Genomic DNA, 23,235 nt, shown 5'->3' with positions numbered 1-23,235 from the left:
TCGGTGTCGTACCGTCCGCATATGACCAACCCCGCGCCGCCACGCACGTCGCCCGACCAGCCCTGGCGTACCGAGGGTGCGCCCGACGAGCCGCCGCCGCAGTCGCCCGGTGGGCGGAGGATGCGCGGCGGCTGGTGGCGGCTGGCGCTCACCGCGCTGGTGGTGTTTCTGATCGCCAACCTGGTGCTGTCGTACTTCGATCAGGCGAACGAGCCGACGATCTCGTACACCGAGTTCACCAAGCAGGTGGACGACGGCAATGTCGCCAAGATCTACGCCAAGGGCGACTCCATCCAGGGCCAGCTCAAGAAGGAGCAGAAGCGGCCCGACGGCGGTGGCACGTACACCAAGTTCGACACCGAGCGCCCGTCGTTCGCGCACGACGATCTGTGGGCCAGTCTGACCAAGCACGGCGTCATCGTCACGGCGCAGCCGGTCGTGCAGCACCGGAGTTTCCTGGCCAATCTGCTGATCTCGCTGGCGCCGATGCTGGTCATCGTCGCCTTGTGGATCTTCATTGCGCGGCGGATGAGCGCGGGGCTCGGTGGTGCGGGCGGCATGCTGGGGCGCAAGGCGCCGCCGAGGCCGGTGGAGCTGGAGCCCGGCAAGAAGCGCACGACCTTCGCCGACGTGGCCGGTATCGACGAGGTCGCGGGCGAGCTGAACGACGTCGTGGACTTTCTGAAGAACCCGGACGCCTACCGCCGGATGGGTGCGAAGATGCCGCGCGGTGTGCTGCTCGCGGGTCCGCCGGGTACGGGCAAGACGCTGCTCGCGCGGGCGGTCGCCGGTGAGGCGGGGGTGCCGTTCTTCTCGGCCTCCGCCTCGGAGTTCATCGAGATGATCGTCGGTGTGGGTGCCTCCCGGGTGCGGGAGCTGTTCGCCGAGGCGCGCAAGCTGGCGCCGTCGATCATCTTCATCGACGAGATCGACACCATCGGGCGGGCCCGTGGCGGTGGCGCGTCGATGGGCGGGCATGACGAGCGTGAGCAGACGCTGAACCAGATCCTCACCGAGATGGACGGGTTCTCCGGTTCGGAGGGCGTGGTCGTCATCGCGGCGACCAACCGTGCGGACGTGCTGGACCCGGCCCTGACCCGGCCGGGCCGGTTCGACCGGATCGTCCAGGTCGCGCCGCCGGACCGGGGCGGCCGTGAGGCCATCCTGGAGATCCACACCCGGGACATTCCGCTCGCCGAGGGCGTGGACCTCGCCCGGGTCGCCCGGACGACGCCGGGGATGACCGGTGCGGAACTGGCCAACCTCGCCAACGAGGCCGCGCTGCTCGCGGTGAAGCGCAGGCAGCGGGCGGTGACCCAGGCCGACCTGTCGGAGGCCCTGGAGAAGATCCAGCTGGGGGCGGAGCGGTCGCTGGTGATGCCCGAGGAGGAGCGTCGGCGGACCGCGTATCACGAGAGCGGGCATGCGTTGCTGGGCATGCTCCAGCCGGGTGCCGACCCGGTTCGCAAGATCACTATCGTGCCGCGCGGCCGGGCGCTCGGGGTCACCCTGTCGACGCCGGACGCGGACAAGTACGCGTACACCGAGGAGTACCTGCGTGGCCGGATCATCGGCGCGCTCGGCGGGATGGCCGCCGAGCACGTGGTGTACGACGTGATCACGACGGGTTCGGAGAGTGACCTGGAGCAGGTCACCGGCATCGCGCGCGGGATGGTGTCGCGCTGGGGGATGAGCGAGGAGGTCGGCCGGCTCTCCGCGCTGCCCAACGACGCCCAGCAGGCCTACGGGCTCGCCGCCGCCCCGCAGACGCTCGATGTCATCGACGCCGAGATGCGGCGGTTCGTGGACGAGTGCTACGAGGAGGCCTGTCGCAAGCTCCGCGAGCACCGCGGGCAGCTGGACGCCCTTGCGCAGGCGTTGCTGGAGAACGAGACGCTGGAGGAGGCGGAGGCGTACCGGATCGCCGGGATCACCCGGCTGGCCAAGGACGGGGGAGGGGCCGAGGAGGGGTGAGGGTCAGGGCACGCGGGCGATGACGTAGCGGAAGACGTTGTCCATCCACACGGTTCCGTCCGGGCGCCGGTAGGGATGCAGGGCCTCGGTCAGCTCCTTGTCCACCTGCTTGGCGTCGGTGGCCGCGATCGCGGCGTCGAACAGCCCGGTCGACAGCAGTCCGCGTATGGCGCTGTCCGCATCGGCGTACCCGAACGGGCAGGCCACCCGTCCCGAGCCGTCGGGCCGCAGCCCGGCCCGCTGGGCGACTTCCTCCAGGTCGTCCCTGCGGGCGGGTCGCCAGCTGTCCGCGCCGCGCAGCGGATCGGCCAGCTTTCCGGCCACGCGCAGCACCGAGGAGGTGGCGCACCGCTCCGGCGGTCCCCAGCCGGCCAGCACCACGGCGGCCCCGGGTGCGGCCGCCGGCAGCGCCTCGGCGAGCAGGCCGCCGAGCCCTTCGGTGTCGCCCGCGCGGCAGCCGATCGGTTCGAAGACCGTCACCAGGGTGTACCGGGCCGGCTCGGGGTCGGCCGGGTCCCCGGCGGGGCCCTGGAGCAGGCGTACGGCCGTACGCGCGCGTGTGCTGTGCCGGTCGCGTGGTTCCTCGGGCAGCAGGCGTTCGCGCGCGAGGGCGAGGCGCTCGGGGGAGGGGTCGGCGCCGGTGACCGCGGCGGCGCCTCTGGAGGCGGCCAGCAGCAGCGCGAGCCCGGAGCCGCAGCGCAGGCCCAGCAGCCGGGTGGCGGGGCCCACTTCCAGTCGCTGGTACACGGCTTCGTAGAGCGGGACCAGCATGCGCTCCTGTATCTCGGACCAGTCACGCGCGCGTGCGTACCGGTCGACGCGGGGTGTGGAGTCCGCGTGCGCCTGATGCTGCCGCACGAGCGTAGGTGTCATAGGTAAGCGCCCCAATCCGCCGACAGTTCGCCGTTGTGCCCGGTCGCGTGGCCCCCGTACCGTGCGCGCGCACTTTCCACGTATGCCAGGTAACTGCGGGCTCGCGGCGCCGTCCAGGGGTCGTAGGGCTCCGCTTGGCGGCCGGTGGCCGGTGTGGCGAGATTTCATGTCCCGGCAATACGGACGGCCGTACGGTGTCCGCTCCAGGTAGGGAAGGGGCGGGGCAGGGGGGTTGCGGGGGTGCGCGGTAACGTCACGGCCGTCACGGACGCTGACCAGGACGAGGCCCGCGCGGAGAGCGGCCGAATCGCCTCTTGCGCATCCGTCGGCCCGGGCGACATCCGGCTTTACGGGATGCGTCGTAGCGCGGCCTACGCACCGGCTTGGTAGGAGCTGTGCGGCTTCTCCGTGGATCGGCGCACCCGCCCTCGTCCGGACGCATCAGTGCCAACTGACGGGTACGTGCAAATTATTTGGGATGCCCCGGAATAGGAACACAGCGGCACCCCCGCTCGTTGTCATTACGTGAGCACGACACAGACACCCCCTGTTCTCGCCGCAGAGCTGGCGCAGGCGTGGGCCGACATTCAGCGGTACCACCCCGAGCTGCCTGACCTCGCCGCGCCAGAGTCCCTGATCGGAGAGTCGTCGTCCGCGTGCGGGCACGAACTCTCCTTCGAGCGACTGCTCCATGAGGCAGTCCATGGCATCGCCGCCGCCCGTGGGATCCGCGACACCTCCCGGGCCGGCCGCTATCACAACCGCCGATTCCTGGCCATCGCCGAGGAGCTGGGCCTGGACCACCCCGAGGAACCACACCCGAGCAGTGGTTTCTCCCTGGTCACGCTCAACCCCGAGGCGAAGCGGCGCTACCGCCCGACGATGGAGCGCCTCCAGCGCGCCCTGAAGGCGCACACCGCGGCCACCTCGTCCGACACCTCCCGCACCTTCCGCGGTCCGGCCGCCCGGCACGGCTCCTCCGGCGGCGGGGTCCGGGTCAAGGCCGTCTGCGACTGCGGCCGCAACGTCCGCGTGGTCCCCTCGGTGCTGGCCCAGGCCCCCATCGTCTGCGGCGGCTGCGGCAAGCCCTTCAGGATCCCGGAGGTCGTGGGAGCGGCGTGACCCGGGCCGCGGTACCGGCATCTCGTGGGTGCCGGTGACGGCCCGGACCGCAGTCGCACGGCACGGGGGCAGTGCACCCGACGTGACCTCACCTCCACGCCGGGTGCCGGTCAAGCATGCCCGGCACACCCCGCGGCCGGGAGCGACCCGCCGGGTGTGGCACAATGGCTAGCTGTACTCGACAGCCGCATAGGACCCCTCTCTCCTCCGGCTGACGCGTCCATCGGGCATTCGGGTACCGCAACCCCACGCGGCAGCTCGCCGTGCCCAACCACGTCAATTCCAGGAGAATCCACTCCCGTGGCAGTCAAGATCAAGCTGAAGCGTCTGGGCAAGATCCGTTCGCCTCACTACCGCATCGTCGTCGCCGACTCCCGTACCCGCCGTGACGGCCGGGCCATCGAGGAGATCGGCAAGTACCACCCGACCTACAACCCGTCGGTCATCGAGGTGGACGCCGATCGTGTGGCGTACTGGCTGGGTGTCGGCGCGCAGCCGACCGAGCCCGTCCTCGCCATCCTGAAGAAGACCGGCGACTGGCAGAAGTTCAAGGGCGAGCCGGCTCCCGCGCCGCTGCTCGTCGCCGAGCCGAAGCCGGCCCGTCCGTCGTTCGAGGCGCTCGGCGGTGACGACGAGGGCAAGGGTGAGGCGATCACCCAGAAGAAGAAGGCTGAGAAGAAGGACGAGGCGGCTGCCGAGTCCGAGTCGGCCGAGGCCTGAGCACAATGCTCGAAGAGGCGCTTGAGCACCTCGTGAAGGGCATCGTCGACAACCCTGACGATGTGCAGGTCGCCTCGCGCAACCTGCGCCGCGGACGCGTGCTCGAGGTCCGGGTCCACCCGGACGACCTCGGCAAGGTGATCGGCCGCAACGGCCGTACCGCGCGCGCTCTGCGTACCGTCGTGGGCGCCATCGGCGGCCGCGGTGTCCGCGTCGACCTCGTCGACGTGGACCACGTCCGCTGACGCTTCATCGCAACCGGCTCGGGCCGGGGACCGGTCCATCGGGCCGTCCCCGGCCCGCAGTCGTATGAGCCTTCCGGCTCTCGTCGTTCCGACAGGAGATCAAGCACAGTGCAGCTGGTAGTCGCACGGATCGGCCGCGCCCACGGCATCAAGGGCGAGGTCACCGTGGAGGTACGTACCGACGAGCCCGAGCTGCGGCTCGCGCCGGGCGCCGTCCTGGCCACCGACCCGGCCTCCGCCGGCCCCCTCACCATCGAGACGGGCCGCGTGCACAGCGGCCGCCTCCTCCTGCGCTTCGAGGGCGTCACCGACCGCAACGCGGCCGAGGCCCTGCGCAACACCCTGCTCATCGCCGAGATCGACCCGGAAGAGCTGCCCGAGGGCGAGGACGAGTACTACGACCACCAGCTCATCGACCTCGACGTGGTCACCGAGGACGGGACCGAGGTCGGCCGGATCACCGAGATCTCGCATCTGCCCTCCCAGGACCTGTTCATCGTGGAGCGCCCCGACGGCAGCGAGGTGCTGATCCCCTTCGTGGAGGAGATCGTCACCGAGATCGACCTGGAGGAGCAGCGGGCCGTCATCGCGCCCCCGCCGGGTCTGATCGACGACCGCGCCGAGATCGCCTCGTCCAGGGAAGAGCCGACGGAGGACGGCGCATGAGGCTCGACGTCGTCACGATCTTCCCGGAGTACCTGGAGCCGCTGAACGTCTCCCTGGTCGGCAAGGCCCGCGCGCGTGGGCAGCTCGACGTCCAGGTGCACGACCTGCGCGCGTGGACGTACGACCGGCACAACACGGTGGACGACACGCCGTACGGCGGCGGTCCCGGCATGGTCATGAAGACCGAGCCCTGGGGCGACGCCCTGGACACCGTCCTCGCCGACGGCTACGAGAGCGGCGCCCAGGCGCCCGCGCTGATCGTGCCCACCCCCAGCGGCCGCCCGTTCACCCAGGAACTCGCCGTCGAACTCTCCGAGCGGCCCTGGCTGATCTTCACGCCGGCCCGCTACGAGGGCATCGACCGCCGGGTCATGGACGAGTACGCCACCCGGATGCCCGTCTACGAGGTCTCCATCGGCGACTACGTCCTCGCCGGCGGCGAGGCGGCCGTGCTGGTCATCACCGAGGCCGTGGCCCGGCTGCTGCCCGGTGTCCTCGGCAACGCCGAGTCCCACCGCGACGACTCCTTCGCCCCCGGCGCCATGGCCAACCTCCTGGAAGGCCCCGTCTACACCAAGCCGCCGGTCTGGCGCGGCCGGGACATCCCGGACGTGCTGCTCAGCGGCCACCACGGCAAGATCGCCCGCTGGCGCCGGGACGAGGCCCTGCGGCGTACGACACTGCACCGCCCCGACCTGATCGAGCGTTGCGATCCCAAGGCCTTCGACAAGAAGGACCGGGAGATGCTGTCGATCCTGGGCTGGGAACCGGACCCGGAGGGTCACCCGCACGGCCGATTTTGGCGCCGGGCCGGGGGCGTGGAAGAATAGACCGCTGTTGTGCGTCCGTCCGGTGTGCGCCCCTGCCACAGGGGGACACGACGTCCGCCCCGACTCGCACGACAGTCCTTCTTGGAACCACTAGTTTCCGTTGATGACCTGTGGCATCAGCGAAGAAAGCAGACCAAATGTCTCACCTGCTCGACACCGTCGACGCCGCGTCGCTGCGCAGCGACATCCCGGCCTTCCGCCCGGGTGACACCGTCAACGTCCACGTCCGCGTCATCGAGGGCAACCGCTCCCGTGTGCAGCAGTTCAAGGGCGTTGTGATCCGTCGCCAGGGCTCCGGTGTCCGCGAGACCTTCACGGTCCGCAAGGTCTCGTTCTCCGTCGGCGTCGAGCGCACCTTCCCGGTGCACACCCCGATCGTCGAGAAGATCGAGCTGGTCACCCGTGGTGACGTGCGCCGCGCCAAGCTGTACTACCTCCGTGAGCTGCGCGGCAAGGCCGCGAAGATCAAGGAGAAGCGCGAGAGCTGAGCGCTCTGCGCTGCTCGCGAGCCGCAGGCGAGCGAGCCGGCACCACGGCGTCACAGCGGGGCGGGATAGCATCTCGCCCCGATGGACACCGAAGCACAGCCGACCGAACGCGACCGCTCCTCCCACCCGGAGTCCCCGGGGCCGGAGGGACGGTCGCGTTTCGCGTTGGTGGCGCGGCTCGCCGACTGGCTGCCGGGCGGCCGGATCACCCTCACCCTTCTCGTCTGCCTGGCGTTCCTGCTCGCCCTCAACGCCTTCGTGGTGCAACCGTTCCAGATCCCGAGCGGATCGATGGAACAGGGATTGAGGATCGGGGACCGCGTTCTCGTAAACAAGTTGGCGTACCGTTTCGGTGCCCGGCCGCGCCGCGGTGACGTGGTTGTGTTCGACGGCACGGGGTATTTCGGGGACGCCGACTACATCAAGCGCGTTGTCGGTGTGGGGGGAGACCATGTGGTCTGCTGCGACAAGAAGGGGAGGATCGAGGTGAACGGCCGGGCGGTCGACGAGACGGCGTTCCTCTATCCCGGGGACCGCCCCTCCGAGGTGGCCTTCGACATCCGTGTGCCTGCCGGCACCCTCTTCGTCCTCGGCGACCACCGCAGCGACTCCAGCGACTCCCGGGACCACCTGGGCTCACCCGGCGGCGGCATGATCCCCGTCGGTGACGTCATCGGCCGCGCCGACTGGATCCTCTGGCCGTACGCCCATATGACCCACCTGAGCCGGCCGTCCGCCTACGCGCGCGTGCCCGCGACCGCGGCGGAGGGCGCCCATGGGTAACCGCGGCAAACCGCGCGGGGTGCCCGAGACCCCCGCGGACGACCTGCTGCCCACCGGGGTCCGGCGCACCTCCGCGCCCGGTGGCGGCCGCACGCGCGCGGAGCGCCGCAAACTCCAGCGCAAGGTCAAGCGCAAGCGGCGGCGTTCGGCCGTCCGGGAGATCCCGCTCCTGGTCGGCGTCGCCGTGCTGATAGCGCTGGTCCTGAAGACCTTCCTGGTCCAGGCGTTCGTGATCCCGTCCGGCTCGATGGAGCAGACCATCCGGATCGGCGACCGGGTCCTGGTCGACAAGTTCACCCCGTGGTTCGGCTCCGAGCCGCAGCGCGGGGACGTCGTCGTCTTCCACGACCCGGGCGGCTGGCTGGCGGACGAACAGACCCAGAAGAAGTCCGACCCGGTCGTCCTCAAGCAGCTGAAGGAGGGCCTCTCCTTCATCGGCCTGCTTCCGTCCGACAATGAGAAAGACCTGATCAAACGGGTCATCGGCGTCGGTGGCGATCATGTGAAGTGCTGTGACGCGCAGGGCCGGGTGACGGTCAACGGCGTCCCGCTCAGCGAGGCCGACTACCTCTTCCCGGGCACGTCCCCCGCCGCCACCCCCTTCGACATCACCGTGCCCCCGGGCCGGCTGTGGGTGATGGGCGACCACCGCGACGACTCCGCGGACTCCCGCGCCCACCAGAACACCCCGTACGGCGGCACGGTCTCCCTGGACTCCGTGGTGGGCCGCGCCATGGTCATCGGCTGGCCGATCGGTCACTGGACCAGCCTGGACGAACCTAAAACCTTCGCAAGCGTCGGCGACTCCCGCTCCGGTACGGCCGCGGCCTCCCGGCTGTCGCATAGGGTTGCTTCCGAGAATCCGAACGGAATGACCCAACTCCCGACCCCTGCGGAACTCCCGCTCGTTATGGGAGTGGTGGGCCTGCGTCGTATGCGGTGCGGGCGGCGGCACAGAGTAAGGAGTTGGCGTGGGGGATGTGGCGGTTGGCGCACGGTCGGGACACGACGGCGAGGAGCACCGCGGGCACCCCGTGGAAGCGAACGCCCCCGCACCGGACGGCGCCATGACCTCCGGGAATGACATGGCAGCGGACGACGGCACCCCCGGGGACGAGCAGCCGCCCCGCACCCAGGACGCGGGCTCCGGCTCCGGGTCCGGATCCGACGCGGAAGACACCGCGCCCCGGCCCAGGAAGCCCCGCTCCTTCTGGAAGGAGCTGCCGATCCTGATCGGTATCGCGCTGGTCCTGGCGCTGCTGATCAAGACCTTCCTGGTGCAGGCGTTCTCGATCCCCTCCGACTCGATGCAGAACACCCTCCAGGAGGGTGACCGGGTCCTGGTCGACAAGCTCACCCCGTGGTTCGGCTCCGAGCCCGAGCGCGGCGAGGTCGTCGTCTTCCACGACCCGGACAACTGGCTGGCGGGCGAGCCGACACCGAACCCCAACGCGGTGCAGAAGGTGCTCAGCTGGATCGGCCTGATGCCGTCGGCGGAGGAGAAGGACCTGATCAAGCGGGTGATCGGGGTCGGCGGCGACACCGTCCAGTGCAAGGGCTCGGGCCCGCTGCTGGTCAACGGCAAGGCGCTGAACGAGCCGTATGTGTACCCCGGCAACACGCCGTGCAGCGTGGACGACCAGGGCGGCCAGTTCAAGGTGAAGGTGCCCAAGGGCTACATCTGGGTGATGGGCGACCACCGCCAGAACTCCCGTGACTCCCGCTACAACCAGTCCGACCGGAACCACGGCATGGTCCCCGTCGGCAAGGTCGTGGGCCGTGCGATCGTCAAGGCCTGGCCGGTCAACCGCTGGGGCACCCTGCCGATTCCGGACACCTTCGACCAGCCCGGCCTGGACCGGCAGTCCTCGGCGGCGGCCTCCCTGACGGTGGCTCCGGAGGGCCTGGCCGTCGCGGCGGTCGTGCCGGTGGCGGTGTGGCGCCGGCGCAGGAGCCGGTCGCAGGAGCGCGTCTGACGCCGGACGCCGCCGCAGGAGCGCGCTGACGCCACACGCTGCGGCAGGACCTGTCCGACAGCATCCGGAGCCGCCCCGGCCGGGGCGGCTCCGGCTTTTCCGCCGGGGGTGGGCAAGGCTCAGTACCGCCGGGTAGGGTCCCGGTCCATGGGTGGCGAGAGCACGACGCGTACGGCCCCGCGCAGCGGCGGCACAGGCACGGCAGGGCCCGGCGGCAGCCGGCTGGGGCAGCGGCTGTCCGGGCTGGTCGTGGCCCTCGGCCTCGTCCTGTTCCTCGGCGGCTTCGGCTGGGCGGCGGTGACCTACCGGCCGTACACCGTGCCCACCAGCTCCATGACACCCACGATCGACGCCGGTGACCGGGTGCTGGCCCAGCGCGTCGACGGCGCCGACGTCAAGCGCGGTGACGTGGTGGTCTTCGAGGACACGAGCTGGGTGACCAACGCCAAGGTGGTCAAGCGGGTCGTGGCCGTCGGCGGGGACACCGTCTCCTGCTGCACCGACGGAAAGCTGACCGTCAACGGCAAGCAGATCGACGAGCCCTACCTGCCCGAGGGCTCCCTCGCCGAGATCAAGAACTTCCCGACGGTGACCGTCCCCGCGGGCCGGCTCTTCCTGCTCGGCGACGAACGCCAGGGCTCCCTGGACTCCACCGCCCACCTCACCGACGCGGCCAAGGGCACCGTCTCCCGGGACGCCGTGACCGCCCGCGTGGACGCCGTCGTATGGCCCTGGAAGGGCATGCTCAAGCGGCCCACCGGTTTCACGGCGCTCGGCACCCTCTCGCAGCCCGGCCCGCTGCGCACCATCGAGCTGCTGATCGTCGCCGGTGCGGTCCTGGTCCTGGCCGGCGGCGCGTACGGCCCGGTCGCCAAGCTCTTCGGCCGCTCCCGGCGCACTCCCGCCCGCCCGGAGGCGGCCGGTGCCCGCTGAGCTGCGCAAGGTGGCCCGGGTGGTCCTGCTCGATCCCGAGGACCGCATTCTGCTGCTGCACGGCCATGAGCCCGACGACCCCGCCGACGACTGGTGGTTCACCCCCGGGGGCGGTCTGGAGGGCACCGAGACGCGGGAGGAGGCCGCCCTCCGGGAGCTTGCCGAGGAGACCGGCATCACGGACGTCGAGCTGGGCCCCGTGCTGTGGCAGCGCCGCTGCTCCTTCCCGTTCGCGGGCCGCCGCTGGGACCAGGACGAGTGGTACTACCTGGCCCGTACGGCGCAGACGGTGACCGGGGCGACGGAGCTGACGGAGCTGGAGCGGCGCAGCGTGGCCGGAGCACGGTGGTGGACGTGTCAGGAACTGGCCCGGGCGCATGAGACGGTGTATCCGACCAGACTCGCCGAGCTGCTGCGCACGCTGCTCGACGAAGGTCCCCCGGCCGGTCCCGTGACCCTCGATCCGGAAATCGTCTGAGGGCTCGCGCGGCTGGCGCACAATGGTGGGATCGCACGGCTGAAGGGGAACATGCCATGAGCGCCGAGGACCTCGAGAAGTACGAGACCGAGATGGAGCTGAAGCTCTACCGGGAGTACCGCGATGTCGTCGGTCTGTTCAAATACGTGATCGAGACCGAGCGGCGCTTCTATCTCACCAACGACTACGAGATGCAGGTGCACTCGGTCCAGGGTGAGGTCTTCTTCGAGGTGTCCATGGCCGACGCCTGGGTCTGGGACATGTACCGGCCGGCTCGCTTCGTGAAGCAGGTCCGGGTCCTGACGTTCAAGGACGTGAACATCGAGGAGCTGAACAAGAGCGACCTCGAGCTGCCCGGCGGGTGAGGTGACCCGCGGCTGACGGATTCCGGCGGGTGACGGGCTCCCGCAGGTGACGGGGTTATCCACAATCGCCGGGCCGTCCACCAAGATCAACATCTTGGGTCCGGCTGCGTGATCGTTGGCGCCGGAGGTGGTGCCGACATGAGCAAGGCACGCAGTGGACTCGGCAGGTACGGCGAGGATCTGGCCGCCCGGCGGCTGACCGAGGCCGGGATGAGGATCCTGGAGCGCAACTGGCGCTGCGGTCGTTCCGGAGAGATCGACATCGTCGCGCTGGACGGCGATGTCCTGGTCGTCTGCGAGGTGAAGACCCGCAGGGACGGCGCGTTCCAGCATCCGATGGCCGCCGTCACCCCGCAGAAGGCGGGTCGGCTGCTCGGCCTGGCCCAGCACTGGATCCAGGCCCACGGAGGGGCTCCGCCCGGAGGCGTCCGCATCGACCTGGTCGGCGTGCTCCTGCCCCGCCGGGGCGGCCCGAGTGTCGAGCACGCCCGGGGGGTGGCCTGAATGGGATTCGCCCGTACGTGCTCGGTGGCCCTGGTGGGCGTGGAGGGCGTGGTCGTCGAGGTCCAGGCCGACCTCGAACCCGGCGTCGCCGCCTTCACCCTGGTGGGTCTCCCGGACAAGAGCCTGACGGAGAGCAGGGACCGGGTCCGGGCGGCGGTGGTGAACTCGGGCGGCGAATGGCCGCAGAAGAAGCTCACCGTGGGACTCAGCCCGGCATCGGTGCCCAAGGCGGGCTCCGGCTTCGACCTGGCCGTGGCCTGCGCCGTCCTCGGGGCCGCCGAGCGGATCGATCCCCGGGTCCTCGCCGACATCGTCATGATCGGAGAGCTGGGGCTGGACGGCCGGGTCCGCCCGGTGCGCGGCATCCTGCCCGCGGTGCTCGCCGCGGCCGACGCCGGGTACGAACAGGTGGTCGTGCCGGAATGCGCCGCGGCGGAGGCCTCGCTGGTCCCCGGTGTCTCGGTGCTGGGCGTGCGCAGCCTGCGCCAGCTCATCGCGGTCCTGGCCGACGAACCCGTCCCCGAGGAGGAACCGGCCCAGCAGGGCCGCCCGGACCCGGTCCTGGCCGGTCTGCGGGTACCGGGCACGGGCGCCGCCACCGGCATGCACAGCATCGGCGCCACCCAGCAGGAACACGACCACGACCTCGCGGACGTGGTGGGCCAGACATCGGCCCGTACGGCCGTGGAGGTGGCCGCCGCCGGCGGACACCATCTGTTCCTGGAAGGGCCGCCCGGCGCGGGCAAGACCATGCTCGCCGAACGGCTTCCCACCGTGCTTCCCCGGCTCACCAGGGAGGACTCGCTGGAGGTGACGGCCGTGCACTCGGTGGCCGGGCTGCTGCCGCCGGGCAAGCCGCTCATCGACATCGCCCCCTACTGCGCCCCGCACCACTCGGCGACCATGCAGTCCCTCGTCGGCGGCGGCCCCGGCATCGCGCGCCCCGGAGCGGTGTCCCTCGCCCATCGCGGGGTGCTCTTTCTGGACGAGGCACCCGAGTTCCACAGCCAGACCCTGGACGCCCTGCGCCAGCCCCTGGAGTCCGGCCATGTGGTCATCGCACGCAGCGCCGGTGTCGTCCGGTTCCCGGCACGCTTCCTGATGGTGCTGGCGGCCAACCCCTGTCCCTGCGGCCGCTTCTCCGTGCGCGACTCCCTGTGCGAGTGCCCGCCGTCGGCCATCCGCCGCTATCAGGCCCGGCTCTCCGGGCCGCTGCTGGACCGGGTGGACCTGCGCGTCGAGGTCGACCCGGTCAGCCGGGCCCAGCTCACCGCACCGGGCGCCCGGGGCGAGACCACCGCCACCGTGGCCGACCGGGTGCGGCAGGCCCGGGAGCGGACCGCGGCCCGGCTCGCCGGAACCCCCTGGCGCAGCAACAGCGAAGTGCCCGGCCGGGAGCTGCGCAGCCGCTATCACGCCGTGGCCGGCGCCATGGACGAGGCCGAGCGCAACCTGGAGCGGGGCGTGCTCACCGCGCGCGGCATCGACCGGGTGCTGCGCGTCGCCTGGACCGTCGCCGACCTCGTCGGCCACGACCGCCCGGACGCGGCCGACGTCGCCCTCGCCCTGCAACTGCGCACCGGAGTCCCCCGGGGCGTGCCGATGGCCATCGGGGCGCTGACATGACCGGAGAGGAATGCCCCGACGCCGAACTGCTCGGGCGGGTCTTCCTCGGGCGGGTGATCGAGCCGGGGGACGAGGCCGGCGGGCGGTGGGTGCGGGAGTTCGGGGTCGGGGAGGTGGTGCGGCGGCTGCGCGGGGACGGTGAGCCGTTGCCCGGGGTGAGCGCCGTGCGGTGGGAGGGGCTGGTCGCGCGGGCCCGGCGGGCCGAGCCCGAGCGGGATCTCGCCCAGGCCCGGCGGGCGGGGGCACGGTTCCTGCGCCCGGGGGACGCCGAGTGGCCCGGGCAGCTCGACGACCTCGGGGACGCCCGGCCCCTCGGTCTCTGGGTGCGGGGCCGCCCCAGCCTGCGGTTATGGGCGCTGCGCTCGGTCGCGGTGGTGGGCGCCCGCGCCTGCACCGAGTACGGCAGCCACACCGCCGCCGGCCTCGCCGCGGGCCTCGCCGAGCGGGGCTGGGTGGTGGTGTCGGGCGGCGCCTACGGGATCGACGGCGCCGCCCACCGCGGTGCCCTCGCCGTCGGCGGCGCCACCGTCGCCGTCCTGGCCAGCGGCGTCGACCGGCCCTACCCCCGCGGCCACACCGCGCTCATCGACCGTATGGGGGAACAGGGGCTGGTGATCGGCGAGTTGCCGCCGGGCGACCACCCGACACCGAGCCGGTTCATCCTGCGCAACCGGGTGATCGCGGCCCTCACCAGAGGCACCGTCGTCGTGGAGGCGGCCTGCCGCAGCGGCTCCCTGGCCACCGCGCGGGCCGCACAGCGGCTCGGCAGATTCACCATGGGCGTGCCCGGCCCGGTCACCAGCGCACTCTCCGCCGGGGTGCACGAACTGCTGCGCGGTGAGGCCACCCTCGTCACCGACGCCGCGGAAGTGGTCGAACTCGTGGGCGACATCGGAGAGCTGGCCCCGGCCCGGCGGGGCCCGGTGCTCCCCCGTGACCTGCTGGAACCGGCCGCCCGGAGCGTCCTCGCCGCCCTGCCGGGCGACCGGCCGGCCCCCGCCGCGGAGATCGCGCTGGGCGCCCGCACCACGCCGGACGACACGATCGCCCGGCTGTACGAACTCCGAGCACTGGGGTACGTCGAACGACATGGCGACGGCTGGAAGTTGACACGCCAGGCGGTGATGTCCGTCCGGGCTGCCCACGAAAGTCGCTGACCGAGAGTGTTCGGCCGTCCGGGGGAACCCCCGACGCCCTTGGGGTTTCCCGGAGTTGGGGTCCGCGCCGGTCACCCGGAGCGAGGCGCGCGCCGCGCTCGCGGAGCCCCCGTGAGCGCCCCGTGCGCGGGTGGAGCCTCGCTGTTCGCACACCGCGACTCCTCAGTCACGCTACGCTCACAAAGGCGACGGAGCAGAACGCGCCAACTCAACACCAGACCGGCAGGTCACCCAGGCAGCCCACTTCGACCCACGGCACCGCACCGTACGACACGACATCCCAGCCCCTCCCACACCGCAGCACTTCGCGGCAGTTCACAGCACTTCACGGCAGAACGGCACAAGGCGACGAATGCCCCAGCACACCTCCGGGTCCGACCGGGCGGCGCTCCCCCCAGCCGCCCGCGAGGGTGGCAGCGTGCGGCCGCCCGCTCCCTCGACGCTTGACGAGCTGTGGCGGTCGTACAAGGCGACGGGGGACGACCGGCTGCGGGAGCAGCTGATCCTGCACTACTCGCCGCTCGTGAAATACGTTGCGGGCCGGGTCAGCGTCGGGCTGCCGCCCAATGTGGAGCAGGCCGACTTCGTCTCCTCGGGGGTGTTCGGGCTGATCGACGCCATCGAGAAGTTCGACATCGACCGGGAGATCAAGTTCGAGACGTACGCGATCACCCGGATCCGCGGCGCGATGATCGACGAGCTGCGGGCGCTGGACTGGATCCCCCGCTCGGTGCGGCAGAAGGCGCGCAACGTCGAGCGGGCCTACGCGACCCTCGAAGCCCGGCTGCGGCGCACCCCGAGCGAGTGCGAGGTCGCCGCCGAGCTGGGCATGGAGGTCGACGAACTGCACGCGGTGTTCAGCCAGTTGTCGCTGGCCAACGTGGTCGCCCTGGAGGAGCTGCTGCACGTCGGCGGCGAGGGCGGGGACCGGCTCAGCCTCATGGACACCCTGGAGGACACCGCTGCGGACAACCCGGTGGAGGTGGCCGAGGACCGGGAGCTGCGCCGGTTTCTCGCGCGGGCCATCAACACCCTGCCCGAGCGGGAGAAGACCGTGGTGACGCTGTACTACTACGAGGGGCTCACCCTCGCCGAGATCGGCAATGTGCTCGGGGTCACCGAGAGCCGGGTCAGCCAGATCCACACCAAGTCGGTGCTCCAGCTGCGGGCCAAGCTGGCGAGCTTCGGGCGCTGAGTCGCTCCCGTTCGGCGGGGCTCGTCCGTAAAGTGTTGCCGTGCCAAGGATTCGAGCGGCCTCCGTGGCCGAGCACCGGTCGATGCAGCGAGCCGCCCTGCTGGACGCGGCTCGGTCCCTGCTGTCCGAGGGCGGGACGGAGGCGCTGACCTTCCCCGCGCTGGCCGAGCGCACCGGGCTGGCGCGGTCGTCGGTGTACGAGTACTTCCGGTCGCGGGCGGCCGTGGTCGAGGAGCTGTGCGAGGTCGACTTCCCGCTGTGGGCGGCCGAGGTCGAGGCGGCCATGGAGCGGGCCGGGACGCCCGAGGCCAAGGTCGAGGCGTATGTGCGGCAGCAGCTGGCGCTCGTCGGGGACCGGCGGCATCGGGCGGTCGTCGCCATCTCGGCGAGCGAGCTGGACGCCGGGGCGCGGGAGAAGATCCGGGCGGCCCACGGCGGGCTGGTCGCGATGATCGTCGAGGCGCTCGGCGAGATGGGGCACGGTCAGCCCCGGCTGGCGGCGATGCTGGTGCAGGGTGTGGTCGATGCCGCCGTGCGGCGGATCGAGCTGGGCGCGGCCGAGGAGCCCGCGCAGGTGACGGAGGCCGCGGTGGCCATGGCACTGCGGGGCGTACGAGGCTGACCCGGCGGCGGCCCCGGCTCGCGGCCGCATCCACGGCGCCTGCGCCGTGCCCGGGACGGGTAGGCGACCGGCGTCGGGCGGGAGCCGGGCGTCGGGTGTCCAGCGTTGCGTGGCCTCGTCTCCGGGCTTGCCTCTACTGCCGGGCCGGGGCTACGGGGCCTGCGGTAGCCCAGGACCGGCAGGGGTCTCGACCGGCCTGCCGCGATGGTCTCGCCCGGGCCTGCCTGGCTCCCGGGTGGCCCAACGGATCACCGCGCTCCCGGGCCGAGCTGCAGGGGCCGCGTCCACGGCGCCTGCGGTAGGCCCCGGACGGAAAGCGACCGGCCTCGGAGCAGGAGCCGGGGCGTCGGGTGCCCAGCGTTGCGCGGGCCTCACCCGGGGCCTCTGTTGCCGAGCTGCGGCTACGGGGCCTCCGGTACGCCCAGGACCGGCAGCAGTCTCGACGGGCCTCGGGGCAGGAGCCACGGCGGGAGCAGGGACAGGGGGTTCAGGTAGGTGCTGTCTCTCAGCAGACCCCAGTGCAGGCAGGAGCGCGGGCCGCAGTGCGGGGTCGGGCGGTCCAGCGTCGCCACGGTCTCGCCCGGTGTCACCTCCTCTCCCGCGCGGACCGACGGGATCACCGGCTCGTACGTCGTCCGCAGGTCCGTCCCGTCCAGTTCCAGGGTGAGCACCCCCCTGCCCGCCACCCGCCCCGCGAAGGACACCCGGCCCGACGCGACGGCGCGGACCGGGGCGCCGGGAGGGGCGGCGAGATCCACACCGCGGTGGCCGGGGCCGTAGACCGTGGCGGGCGGCTCCCAGCCGCGGATCACCGCCGGGCGGCCGCCCGGCGGCCCCACCGGCCAGGTCCGGGCGACGGCCGGCACCGGCGGGCCGGGCGGCGGACCCGGCGGCGGGGGGCCCGCCCAGGGCACGGCGGTCAGGGCCGCCGCCGGCAGCGCGGCCGGCAGCACCAGGAGCAGCAGGGCCGTACCCGCGGTCAGGTGTCGCGTCGCTCGTCGCATGCGATCCACCCTTCCGCAGGCCTGTGATCACGGCCGGAGTCTGTGGACCACCCCGCCGTTGTGGACAGCGGCGTCACCCGCGGGCCCGCCGGTCCCGTACACTTCTTCTGGCGATCCGGGTCACCGGGTCGACTTCGCACGCCCCGACACCGATCGGTCAAACGATCTGTGTCAGCGCCCCTCGGTCCTCTGTGGCAACGGCGCATCGCGGGCGTCAGGCGCGACCGCCGTCCGGCGGACGCGGCACAACCGAGAAACCAAGGAGAAACGGCCATGGCCGTCGTCACGATGCGGGAGCTGCTGGAGAGCGGCGTCCACTTCGGTCACCAGACCCGTCGCTGGAACCCGAAGATGAAGCGCTTCATCTTCACCGAGCGCAACGGCATCTACATCATCGACCTGCTCCAGTCGCTGTCGTACATCGACCGCGCCTACGAGTTCGTCAAGGAGACCGTCGCCCACGGCGGCACGGTCATGTTCGTCGGCACCAAGAAGCAGGCGCAGGAGGCCATCGCCGAGCAGGCCACCCGCGTCGGCATGCCCTACGTCAACCAGCGCTGGCTGGGCGGCATGCTCACCAACTTCTCGACCGTCTACAAGCGTCTGCAGCGCCTCAAGGAGCTCGAGCAGATCGACTTCGAGGACGTCGCGTCCTCCGGTCTGACGAAGAAGGAGCTGCTGGTCCTCTCGCGCGAGAAGGCCAAGCTCGAGAAGACCCTCGGTGGTATCCGCGAGATGCAGAAGGTGCCGAGCGCCGTCTGGATCGTGGACACCAAGAAGGAGCACATCGCCGTCGGCGAGGCCCGGAAGCTCAACATCCCGGTCGTCGCGATCCTCGACACCAACTGTGACCCGGACGAGGTCGACTACAAGATCCCGGGCAACGACGACGCGATCCGTTCCGTCACCCTGCTCACCCGCGTGATCGCCGACGCCGTCGCCGAGGGCCTCATCGCCCGCTCCGGCGTCGCCACCGGCGACAAGGGTGAGAAGGCCGCGGGCGAGCCGCTCGCCGAGTGGGAGCGCGACCTGCTCGAGGGCGAGAAGAAGGCCGACGAGGCGGAGCAGCCGGCCGAGGCCTCCGCCGCCGAGGCTCCGGCCGAGGCCGCCGCCGAGGCCCCCGCCGCCGAGGCCGAGCAGGCCTGACACAGGCGTCGACAGCGGGGGCGGTACTGACAGCGCCTCCGGCGCGGTGAAGACCGCCCCCGCTGTTCACCCGTAGGTCAGCACGACGTATGCGCGCCGCGTTCACATGTGGAGCGACACCGTGCTGGACCGTGCTGATCTGAAGATCTTCCAGACTTCGAGAAAGACTCACAGACTCATGGCGAACTACACCGCCGCCGACGTCAAGAAGCTCCGTGAGCTGACCGGCGCCGGCATGATGGACTGCAAGAAGGCGCTGGACGAGGCCGAGGGCAACGTCGAGAAGGCCGTCGAGGCGCTGCGCATCAAGGGCCAGAAGGGCGTCGCCAAGCGCGAGGGCCGCTCCGCCGAGAACGGCGCCGTGGTCTCCATCATCGCCGACGACAACTCCTCCGGCGTCATCGTCGAGCTGAAGTGCGAGACGGACTTCGTCGCCAAGGGTGACAAGTTCCAGGCCGTCGCCAACAAGATCGCGGAGCACGTCGCCGCGACCTCCCCGGCCGACATCGAGGCCCTGCTCGCCTCCGAGATCGAGCCCGGCAAGACCGTGCAGGCGTTCGTGGACGAGGCCAACGCCAACCTCGGCGAGAAGATCGTCCTGGACCGCTTCGCGCAGTTCGCCGACGGCTTCGTGCTCGCCTACATGCACCGCACCATGCCCGACCTGCCCCCGCAGATCGGTGTCCTGGTCGAGCTGGACAAGCCGAACGCCGAGGTCGCCAAGGGCATCGCCCAGCACATCGCCGCCTTCGCGCCGAAGTACCTCTCCAAGGAGGACGTCCCGGCCGAGGTCGTCGAGTCCGAGCGTCGTATCGCCGAGGAGACCACCCGCGCCGAGGGCAAGCCCGAGGCCGCGCTCCCGAAGATCGTCGAGGGTCGCCTCAACGGCTTCTTCAAGGACGCCACGCTGCTGGGCCAGCCGTACGCGCTGGACAACAAGAAGTCGGTCCAGAAGGTGCTGGACGAGGCCGGTGTCACCCTGAAGCGCTTCTCGCGCATCAAGGTCGGCATCTGAGTCCGTACCGCGATCGACGCGCGACCCGAGGAGAATTCTCGGTAGGGTCGACAGCAGTCGTCCGCGCACACCGCCATACCCGGGCACGTGGCGGACGGCAGCAGATCTGACGAGGAGGCCATTGCCGCGCATGGGAGCGAAAAGCGACCCCATCGGCAATGGCCTTCTTCGTATGTGCAACACGTGAAAGAGGCGGGATCTCCCATGACCACCAAGGCCCAGAAGAGCGACGACGGCAAAGTGCGCGGCCGGTACCTGCTGAAGCTGTCCGGAGAGGCCTTCTCCGGTGGCGGCGGCCTGGGCGTGGACCCCGACGTGGTGCACAAGATCGCCCGCGAAATCGCGGCCGTCGTCCGGGACGGCGCGCAGATCGCGGTCGTCATCGGCGGCGGCAACTTCTTCCGCGGCGCCGAACTCCAGCAGCGCGGCATGGACCGCGCCCGCTCCGACTACATGGGCATGCTCGGCACCGTGATGAACTGCCTCGCCCTCCAGGACTTCCTGGAGAAGGAGGGCATCGACAGCCGGGTGCAGACCGCCATCACCATGGGCCAGGTCGCCGAGCCGTACATCCCGCTGCGCGCCGTGCGCCACCTGGAGAAGGGCCGCGTGGTCATCTTCGGCGCCGGTATGGGCATGCCGTACTTCTCCACCGACACCACCGCCGCCCAGCGCGCCCTGGAGATCGACGCCGAGGCGCTGCTCATGGGCAAGAACGGCGTGGACGGGGTGTACGACTCCGACCCCAAGACCAACCCGGACGCCGTCAAGTTCGACGCGCTCGGCTACGGCGAGGTCATCACCCGCGACCTGAAGGTCGCCGACGCCACCGCCATCACGCTCTGCCGCGACAACAAGCTTCCGATCCTCGTCTTCGAGCTGCTCGCCGAGGGCAATATCGCTCGGGCCGTCAAGGGTGAGAAGATCGGCACGCTGGTCGGCGACCAGGGCAACCGGGACTGACCCGGTATCCGTCCGGCCGGTGATGTACGGCCCCGCAGGGGCCGGGCCCCGGCCGGGGGATGGACAATGTCCTGCCGGTGGGGAACCGTGCAGGAAGAAGACGCGACGCAGCCGGCCGCCGACCGACTCAAGGAACCGCAGCCGGGCCTTACTCAAGACACGCAGGAGCAAGTGGTGATCGAAGAGACCCTCCTCGAGGCCGAGGAGAAGATGGAGAAGGCCGTCGTGGTCGCCAAGGAGGACTTCGCCGCGATCCGCACCGGCCGTGCGCACCCGGCGATGTTCAACAAGATCGTGGCCGACTACTACGGTGCCCCGACGCCGATCAACCAGCTGGCCTCGTTCTCCGTGCCGGAGCCGCGCATGGCGGTCGTCACCCCGTTCGACAAGAGCGCGCTGCGCAACATCGAGCAGGCGATCCGCGACTCCGACCTGGGCGTCAACCCCAGCAACGACGGCAACATCATCCGGGTGGTGTTCCCCGAGCTGACCGAGGAGCGCCGCCGCGACTACATCAAGGTCGCGAAGGGCAAGGCCGAGGACGCCAAGGTCTCGATCCGCTCCGTGCGCCGCAAGGCCAAGGACGCCATCGACAAGCTCGTCAAGGACGGCGAGGTCGGCGAGGACGACGGGCGTCGGGCGGAGAAGGAGCTGGACGACACCACGGCGAAGTACGTCGCCCAGGTGGACGAGCTTCTGAAGCACAAGGAAGCGGAGCTGCTCGAAGTCTGATGAGCGACTCTTCCTGGGGAGCGCCGCCACCCGCGGGGCAGGCCGGGTACTGGGGAACCACCGACGGTGGGCCCGCCCAGCCCGTCCCGCCTGTCCGGGGGGCCGCCCCGGCGGGTCCCGCGTACGATGCGCCTCAGGCGCAGCAGACTCGCCCCATGCCCATCGTGCCCGACGGCCCCGCGTACGGCGGAGACCAGGACGATCACCGGGGGGCCGCTCGGTCGAGCGGCCCCCTGTCCGGGGAGATCCCGGCCGAGAACCAGAATCCGGAGCCCATGTCCGACGCCCCGCAGCCGGCCCCCGCGCCGCAGAAGAAGAGCGCGGGCCGTGATCTGAGCGCGGCCATAGGAGTCGGCGTCGGGCTCGGTGTGGTGATCATCGCCTCGCTGTTCATCAAGAAGGCCGTGTTCGTCGGGGTGGTCGCGGTCGCCGTGGTCGTCGGCCTGTGGGAGCTGACGAGCAGGCTCCAGGAGCGCAAGGGCATCAGGGCGCCGCTGGTGCCGCTCGCCGTCGGCGGCGCGGCGATGGTGGTCGCCGGGTATGTGCGCGGTGCCGAGGGCGCGTGGGTCGCCATGGCCCTGACGGCGCTCGCGGCCCTGGTCTGGCGGATGACGGAACCCCCCGAGGGGTACCTCAAGGACGTCACGGCCGGTGTCTTCGCGGCGTTCTACGTGCCGTTCCTGGCCACGTTCGTCGCGATGATGCTGACCGCCGACGACGGCCCCTGGCGCGTCCTGACCTTCCTGCTGCTGACCGTGGTCAGCGACACCGGCGCCTACGCCGTCGGCTGGCGTTTCGGCAAGCACAAGCTCGCTCCGCGCATCAGCCCCGGCAAGACCCGCGAGGGCCTGGTCGGCGCGGTGCTGTTCGCGATGGTCGCGGGGGCGCTGTGCATGCAGTTCCTGATCGACGGCGGCAGCTGGTGGCAGGGGCTGCTGCTGGGCCTCGCGGTCGCGGCCAGCGCCACGCTGGGCGACCTCGGCGAATCCATGATCAAGCGGGACCTGGGCATCAAGGACATGGGCACCCTGCTCCCCGGGCACGGCGGCATCATGGACCGTCTCGACTCCCTGCTGCCCACGGCGCCGGTGGTCTGGCTGCTGATGGTCGCGTTCGTCGGCTCCGGGTGAGCGACGGCGTCGTACGGCTCCCGGGCCCCCGCCTCACGCGTACGCGCGCGTGGCGGGGGCCCGTCCCGTATAGCCCTAAACCCATCCAAGTGGGACGATTCTGCACGTAGACAGACCCTCTCCCGCACCGAAGGAGGGCGCCATGTCCGCCTTCCATGAAGAGATCGACATCGAGCGGTCGCCCGGTGATGTCTGGGCGTACGTCAGCGACCCCGTCCACCTGCCGGAATGGCAGGAGAGCGCGGTCTCCGTCGAGGAGCTGGACGACGGTCCCTTCGGCGTCGGCTCCCGCTTCCGCGTCACCCGGCACGTCGGCGGCCGGGACATGCCGATGACCATGGAGTGCACCGAGTTCGAGCCGCCGCACTCCTGGACCGCCCGGGGCATCGACGGACACATCCGCGGCCAGGTCCACGGCGAGGTCACCGCACTGCCCGACGGCAGCACCCGGGTCACCATGGACCTCGACTTCGAGGGCCACGGCATCGGCAAGGTCCTGCTGCCCCTCGTCGTACGCCCCCAGGTCCGCAAGGAACTCCCGCACAACGAACGCCTCCTCAAGGAACGCCTGGAACACGCCACCCCGGGCGCGCTGTAACCCACCCCCGGCACGGAGATCCACAGGCAACGGGCGACGAAATCCACAGGCAACGGGCCACGGGAATTGATCTGAGACACTGGTAGCACC

The 23,235-nt window shown here is 71.1% G+C and carries 26 protein-coding genes; 24 read left to right on the top strand and 2 right to left on the bottom strand.

Annotation, left to right across the window (positions count from 1 at the left end; translation table 11 throughout):
• Positions 1-21 precede the first annotated feature (21 nt).
• A complete protein-coding gene (ftsH, locus tag ACWCV9_RS05065) occupies positions 22-1,974 on the top strand; it encodes an ATP-dependent zinc metalloprotease FtsH (RefSeq protein WP_450784344.1) in 1,953 nt (650 codons plus the stop codon).
• Between the two features lie 3 nt (positions 1,975-1,977).
• On the opposite strand, the gene ACWCV9_RS05060 is transcribed toward ftsH, so the two are convergent.
• Positions 1,978-2,847, bottom strand: coding sequence for an SAM-dependent methyltransferase (locus tag ACWCV9_RS05060; RefSeq protein WP_450784343.1), 870 nt, complete (start codon positions 2,845-2,847; stop codon positions 1,978-1,980).
• Between the two features lie 525 nt (positions 2,848-3,372).
• On the opposite strand from ACWCV9_RS05060, the gene ACWCV9_RS05055 reads away from it, so the two are divergent.
• The 17 genes from ACWCV9_RS05055 to ACWCV9_RS04975 all read left to right on the top strand — a co-directional run bounded on the left by ACWCV9_RS05055 (position 3,373) and on the right by ACWCV9_RS04975 (position 16,557).
• Positions 3,373-3,969 (top strand): hypothetical protein, encoded by a 597-nt coding sequence (locus ACWCV9_RS05055; RefSeq protein WP_400142009.1) that lies wholly within the window; start codon positions 3,373-3,375, stop codon positions 3,967-3,969.
• 300 nt (positions 3,970-4,269) lie between these two features.
• Complete coding sequence (gene rpsP, locus ACWCV9_RS05050; RefSeq protein ID WP_450784342.1) at positions 4,270-4,689, top strand: 30S ribosomal protein S16; 420 nt, start codon at positions 4,270-4,272, stop codon at positions 4,687-4,689.
• A 5-nt stretch (positions 4,690-4,694) separates the two neighbouring features.
• Positions 4,695-4,934 (top strand): RNA-binding protein, encoded by a 240-nt coding sequence (locus tag ACWCV9_RS05045; RefSeq protein ID WP_003973401.1) that lies wholly within the window; start codon positions 4,695-4,697, stop codon positions 4,932-4,934.
• A 108-nt stretch (positions 4,935-5,042) separates the two neighbouring features.
• Complete coding sequence (gene rimM / locus ACWCV9_RS05040; protein WP_450784341.1) at positions 5,043-5,600, top strand: ribosome maturation factor RimM; 558 nt, start codon at positions 5,043-5,045, stop codon at positions 5,598-5,600.
• Entirely contained in the window at positions 5,597-6,430 is an 834-nt protein-coding gene (gene trmD, locus ACWCV9_RS05035; protein ID WP_450784340.1) for a tRNA (guanosine(37)-N1)-methyltransferase TrmD, read from the top strand. Before rimM ends, trmD begins: the two co-directional genes overlap by 4 nt.
• Before the next feature lie 137 nt (positions 6,431-6,567).
• Positions 6,568-6,918 carry a 50S ribosomal protein L19 gene (rplS, locus tag ACWCV9_RS05030; RefSeq protein WP_070022289.1) on the top strand — a complete coding sequence of 117 codons (351 nt, stop codon included), beginning with the start codon at positions 6,568-6,570 and terminating at the stop codon, positions 6,916-6,918.
• An 81-nt stretch (positions 6,919-6,999) separates the two neighbouring features.
• A complete protein-coding gene (gene lepB / locus ACWCV9_RS05025) occupies positions 7,000-7,701 on the top strand; it encodes a signal peptidase I (protein ID WP_450784339.1) in 702 nt (233 codons plus the stop codon).
• Positions 7,694-8,785 carry a signal peptidase I gene (gene lepB, locus ACWCV9_RS05020; protein ID WP_450784338.1) on the top strand — a complete coding sequence of 364 codons (1,092 nt, stop codon included), beginning with the start codon at positions 7,694-7,696 and terminating at the stop codon, positions 8,783-8,785. The genes lepB (ACWCV9_RS05025) and lepB (ACWCV9_RS05020) overlap by 8 nt, the downstream gene beginning before the upstream one ends.
• Positions 8,673-9,677: a signal peptidase I gene (lepB, locus tag ACWCV9_RS05015; protein WP_450784337.1), complete on the top strand. Its 1,005-nt coding sequence runs from the start codon at positions 8,673-8,675 to the stop codon at positions 9,675-9,677. The genes lepB (ACWCV9_RS05020) and lepB (ACWCV9_RS05015) overlap by 113 nt, the downstream gene beginning before the upstream one ends.
• A 147-nt stretch (positions 9,678-9,824) precedes the next feature.
• Positions 9,825-10,610: a signal peptidase I gene (gene lepB, locus ACWCV9_RS05010; RefSeq protein WP_450784336.1), complete on the top strand. Its 786-nt coding sequence runs from the start codon at positions 9,825-9,827 to the stop codon at positions 10,608-10,610.
• Positions 10,600-11,088: an NUDIX hydrolase gene (locus ACWCV9_RS05005; RefSeq protein WP_450784335.1), complete on the top strand. Its 489-nt coding sequence runs from the start codon at positions 10,600-10,602 to the stop codon at positions 11,086-11,088. Before lepB (ACWCV9_RS05010) ends, ACWCV9_RS05005 begins: the two co-directional genes overlap by 11 nt.
• Positions 11,089-11,144: 56 nt before the next feature.
• A complete protein-coding gene (locus ACWCV9_RS05000) occupies positions 11,145-11,453 on the top strand; it encodes a DUF2469 domain-containing protein (RefSeq protein ID WP_003965949.1) in 309 nt (102 codons plus the stop codon).
• A gap of 138 nt (positions 11,454-11,591) precedes the next feature.
• Positions 11,592-11,957, top strand: coding sequence for a YraN family protein (locus tag ACWCV9_RS04995; protein WP_450784334.1), 366 nt, complete (start codon positions 11,592-11,594; stop codon positions 11,955-11,957).
• Positions 11,958-13,583: a YifB family Mg chelatase-like AAA ATPase gene (locus tag ACWCV9_RS04990; RefSeq protein WP_450784333.1), complete on the top strand. Its 1,626-nt coding sequence runs from the start codon at positions 11,958-11,960 to the stop codon at positions 13,581-13,583.
• Positions 13,580-14,740, top strand: a complete 1,161-nt coding sequence (dprA, locus tag ACWCV9_RS04985) for a DNA-processing protein DprA (RefSeq protein ID WP_450784332.1) — start codon at positions 13,580-13,582, stop codon at positions 14,738-14,740. Before ACWCV9_RS04990 ends, dprA begins: the two co-directional genes overlap by 4 nt.
• A 352-nt stretch (positions 14,741-15,092) precedes the next feature.
• Entirely contained in the window at positions 15,093-15,935 is an 843-nt protein-coding gene (gene whiG, locus ACWCV9_RS04980) for an RNA polymerase sigma factor WhiG (RefSeq protein ID WP_385839698.1), read from the top strand.
• A 64-nt stretch (positions 15,936-15,999) separates the two neighbouring features.
• Positions 16,000-16,557, top strand: coding sequence for a TetR/AcrR family transcriptional regulator (locus ACWCV9_RS04975; protein ID WP_385840299.1), 558 nt, complete (start codon positions 16,000-16,002; stop codon positions 16,555-16,557).
• A 401-nt stretch (positions 16,558-16,958) separates the two neighbouring features.
• On the opposite strand, the gene ACWCV9_RS04970 is transcribed toward ACWCV9_RS04975, so the two are convergent.
• A complete protein-coding gene (locus ACWCV9_RS04970) occupies positions 16,959-17,561 on the bottom strand; it encodes a peptidoglycan DD-metalloendopeptidase family protein (protein WP_450784331.1) in 603 nt (200 codons plus the stop codon).
• Positions 17,562-17,834: 273 nt separating this feature from the next.
• Here ACWCV9_RS04970 and rpsB point away from each other — a divergent pair, with 273 nt between their 5' ends.
• The 6 genes from rpsB to ACWCV9_RS04940 all read left to right on the top strand — a co-directional run bounded on the left by rpsB (position 17,835) and on the right by ACWCV9_RS04940 (position 23,145).
• Positions 17,835-18,707 (top strand): 30S ribosomal protein S2, encoded by an 873-nt coding sequence (gene rpsB, locus ACWCV9_RS04965; RefSeq protein WP_450784330.1) that lies wholly within the window; start codon positions 17,835-17,837, stop codon positions 18,705-18,707.
• Between the two features lie 178 nt (positions 18,708-18,885).
• Positions 18,886-19,722 carry a translation elongation factor Ts gene (tsf, locus tag ACWCV9_RS04960; protein ID WP_385839694.1) on the top strand — a complete coding sequence of 279 codons (837 nt, stop codon included), beginning with the start codon at positions 18,886-18,888 and terminating at the stop codon, positions 19,720-19,722.
• A 204-nt stretch (positions 19,723-19,926) separates the two neighbouring features.
• Positions 19,927-20,685 (top strand): UMP kinase, encoded by a 759-nt coding sequence (gene pyrH, locus ACWCV9_RS04955; RefSeq protein WP_450784329.1) that lies wholly within the window; start codon positions 19,927-19,929, stop codon positions 20,683-20,685.
• A gap of 174 nt (positions 20,686-20,859) precedes the next feature.
• Positions 20,860-21,417 carry a ribosome recycling factor gene (frr, locus tag ACWCV9_RS04950; protein WP_385839692.1) on the top strand — a complete coding sequence of 186 codons (558 nt, stop codon included), beginning with the start codon at positions 20,860-20,862 and terminating at the stop codon, positions 21,415-21,417.
• Positions 21,417-22,547: a phosphatidate cytidylyltransferase gene (locus ACWCV9_RS04945; protein ID WP_450784328.1), complete on the top strand. Its 1,131-nt coding sequence runs from the start codon at positions 21,417-21,419 to the stop codon at positions 22,545-22,547. Before frr ends, ACWCV9_RS04945 begins: the two co-directional genes overlap by 1 nt.
• Positions 22,548-22,689: 142 nt before the next feature.
• Positions 22,690-23,145 (top strand): SRPBCC family protein, encoded by a 456-nt coding sequence (locus ACWCV9_RS04940; protein ID WP_450784327.1) that lies wholly within the window; start codon positions 22,690-22,692, stop codon positions 23,143-23,145.
• The last annotated feature ends 90 nt before the right edge of the window (positions 23,146-23,235 follow it).

This window comes from Streptomyces sp. NPDC001606, assembly GCF_053596835.1.
The sequence above is the reverse complement of the archived record's forward strand: the minus strand, read 5'-3'. Positions and strand labels throughout refer to the sequence as shown.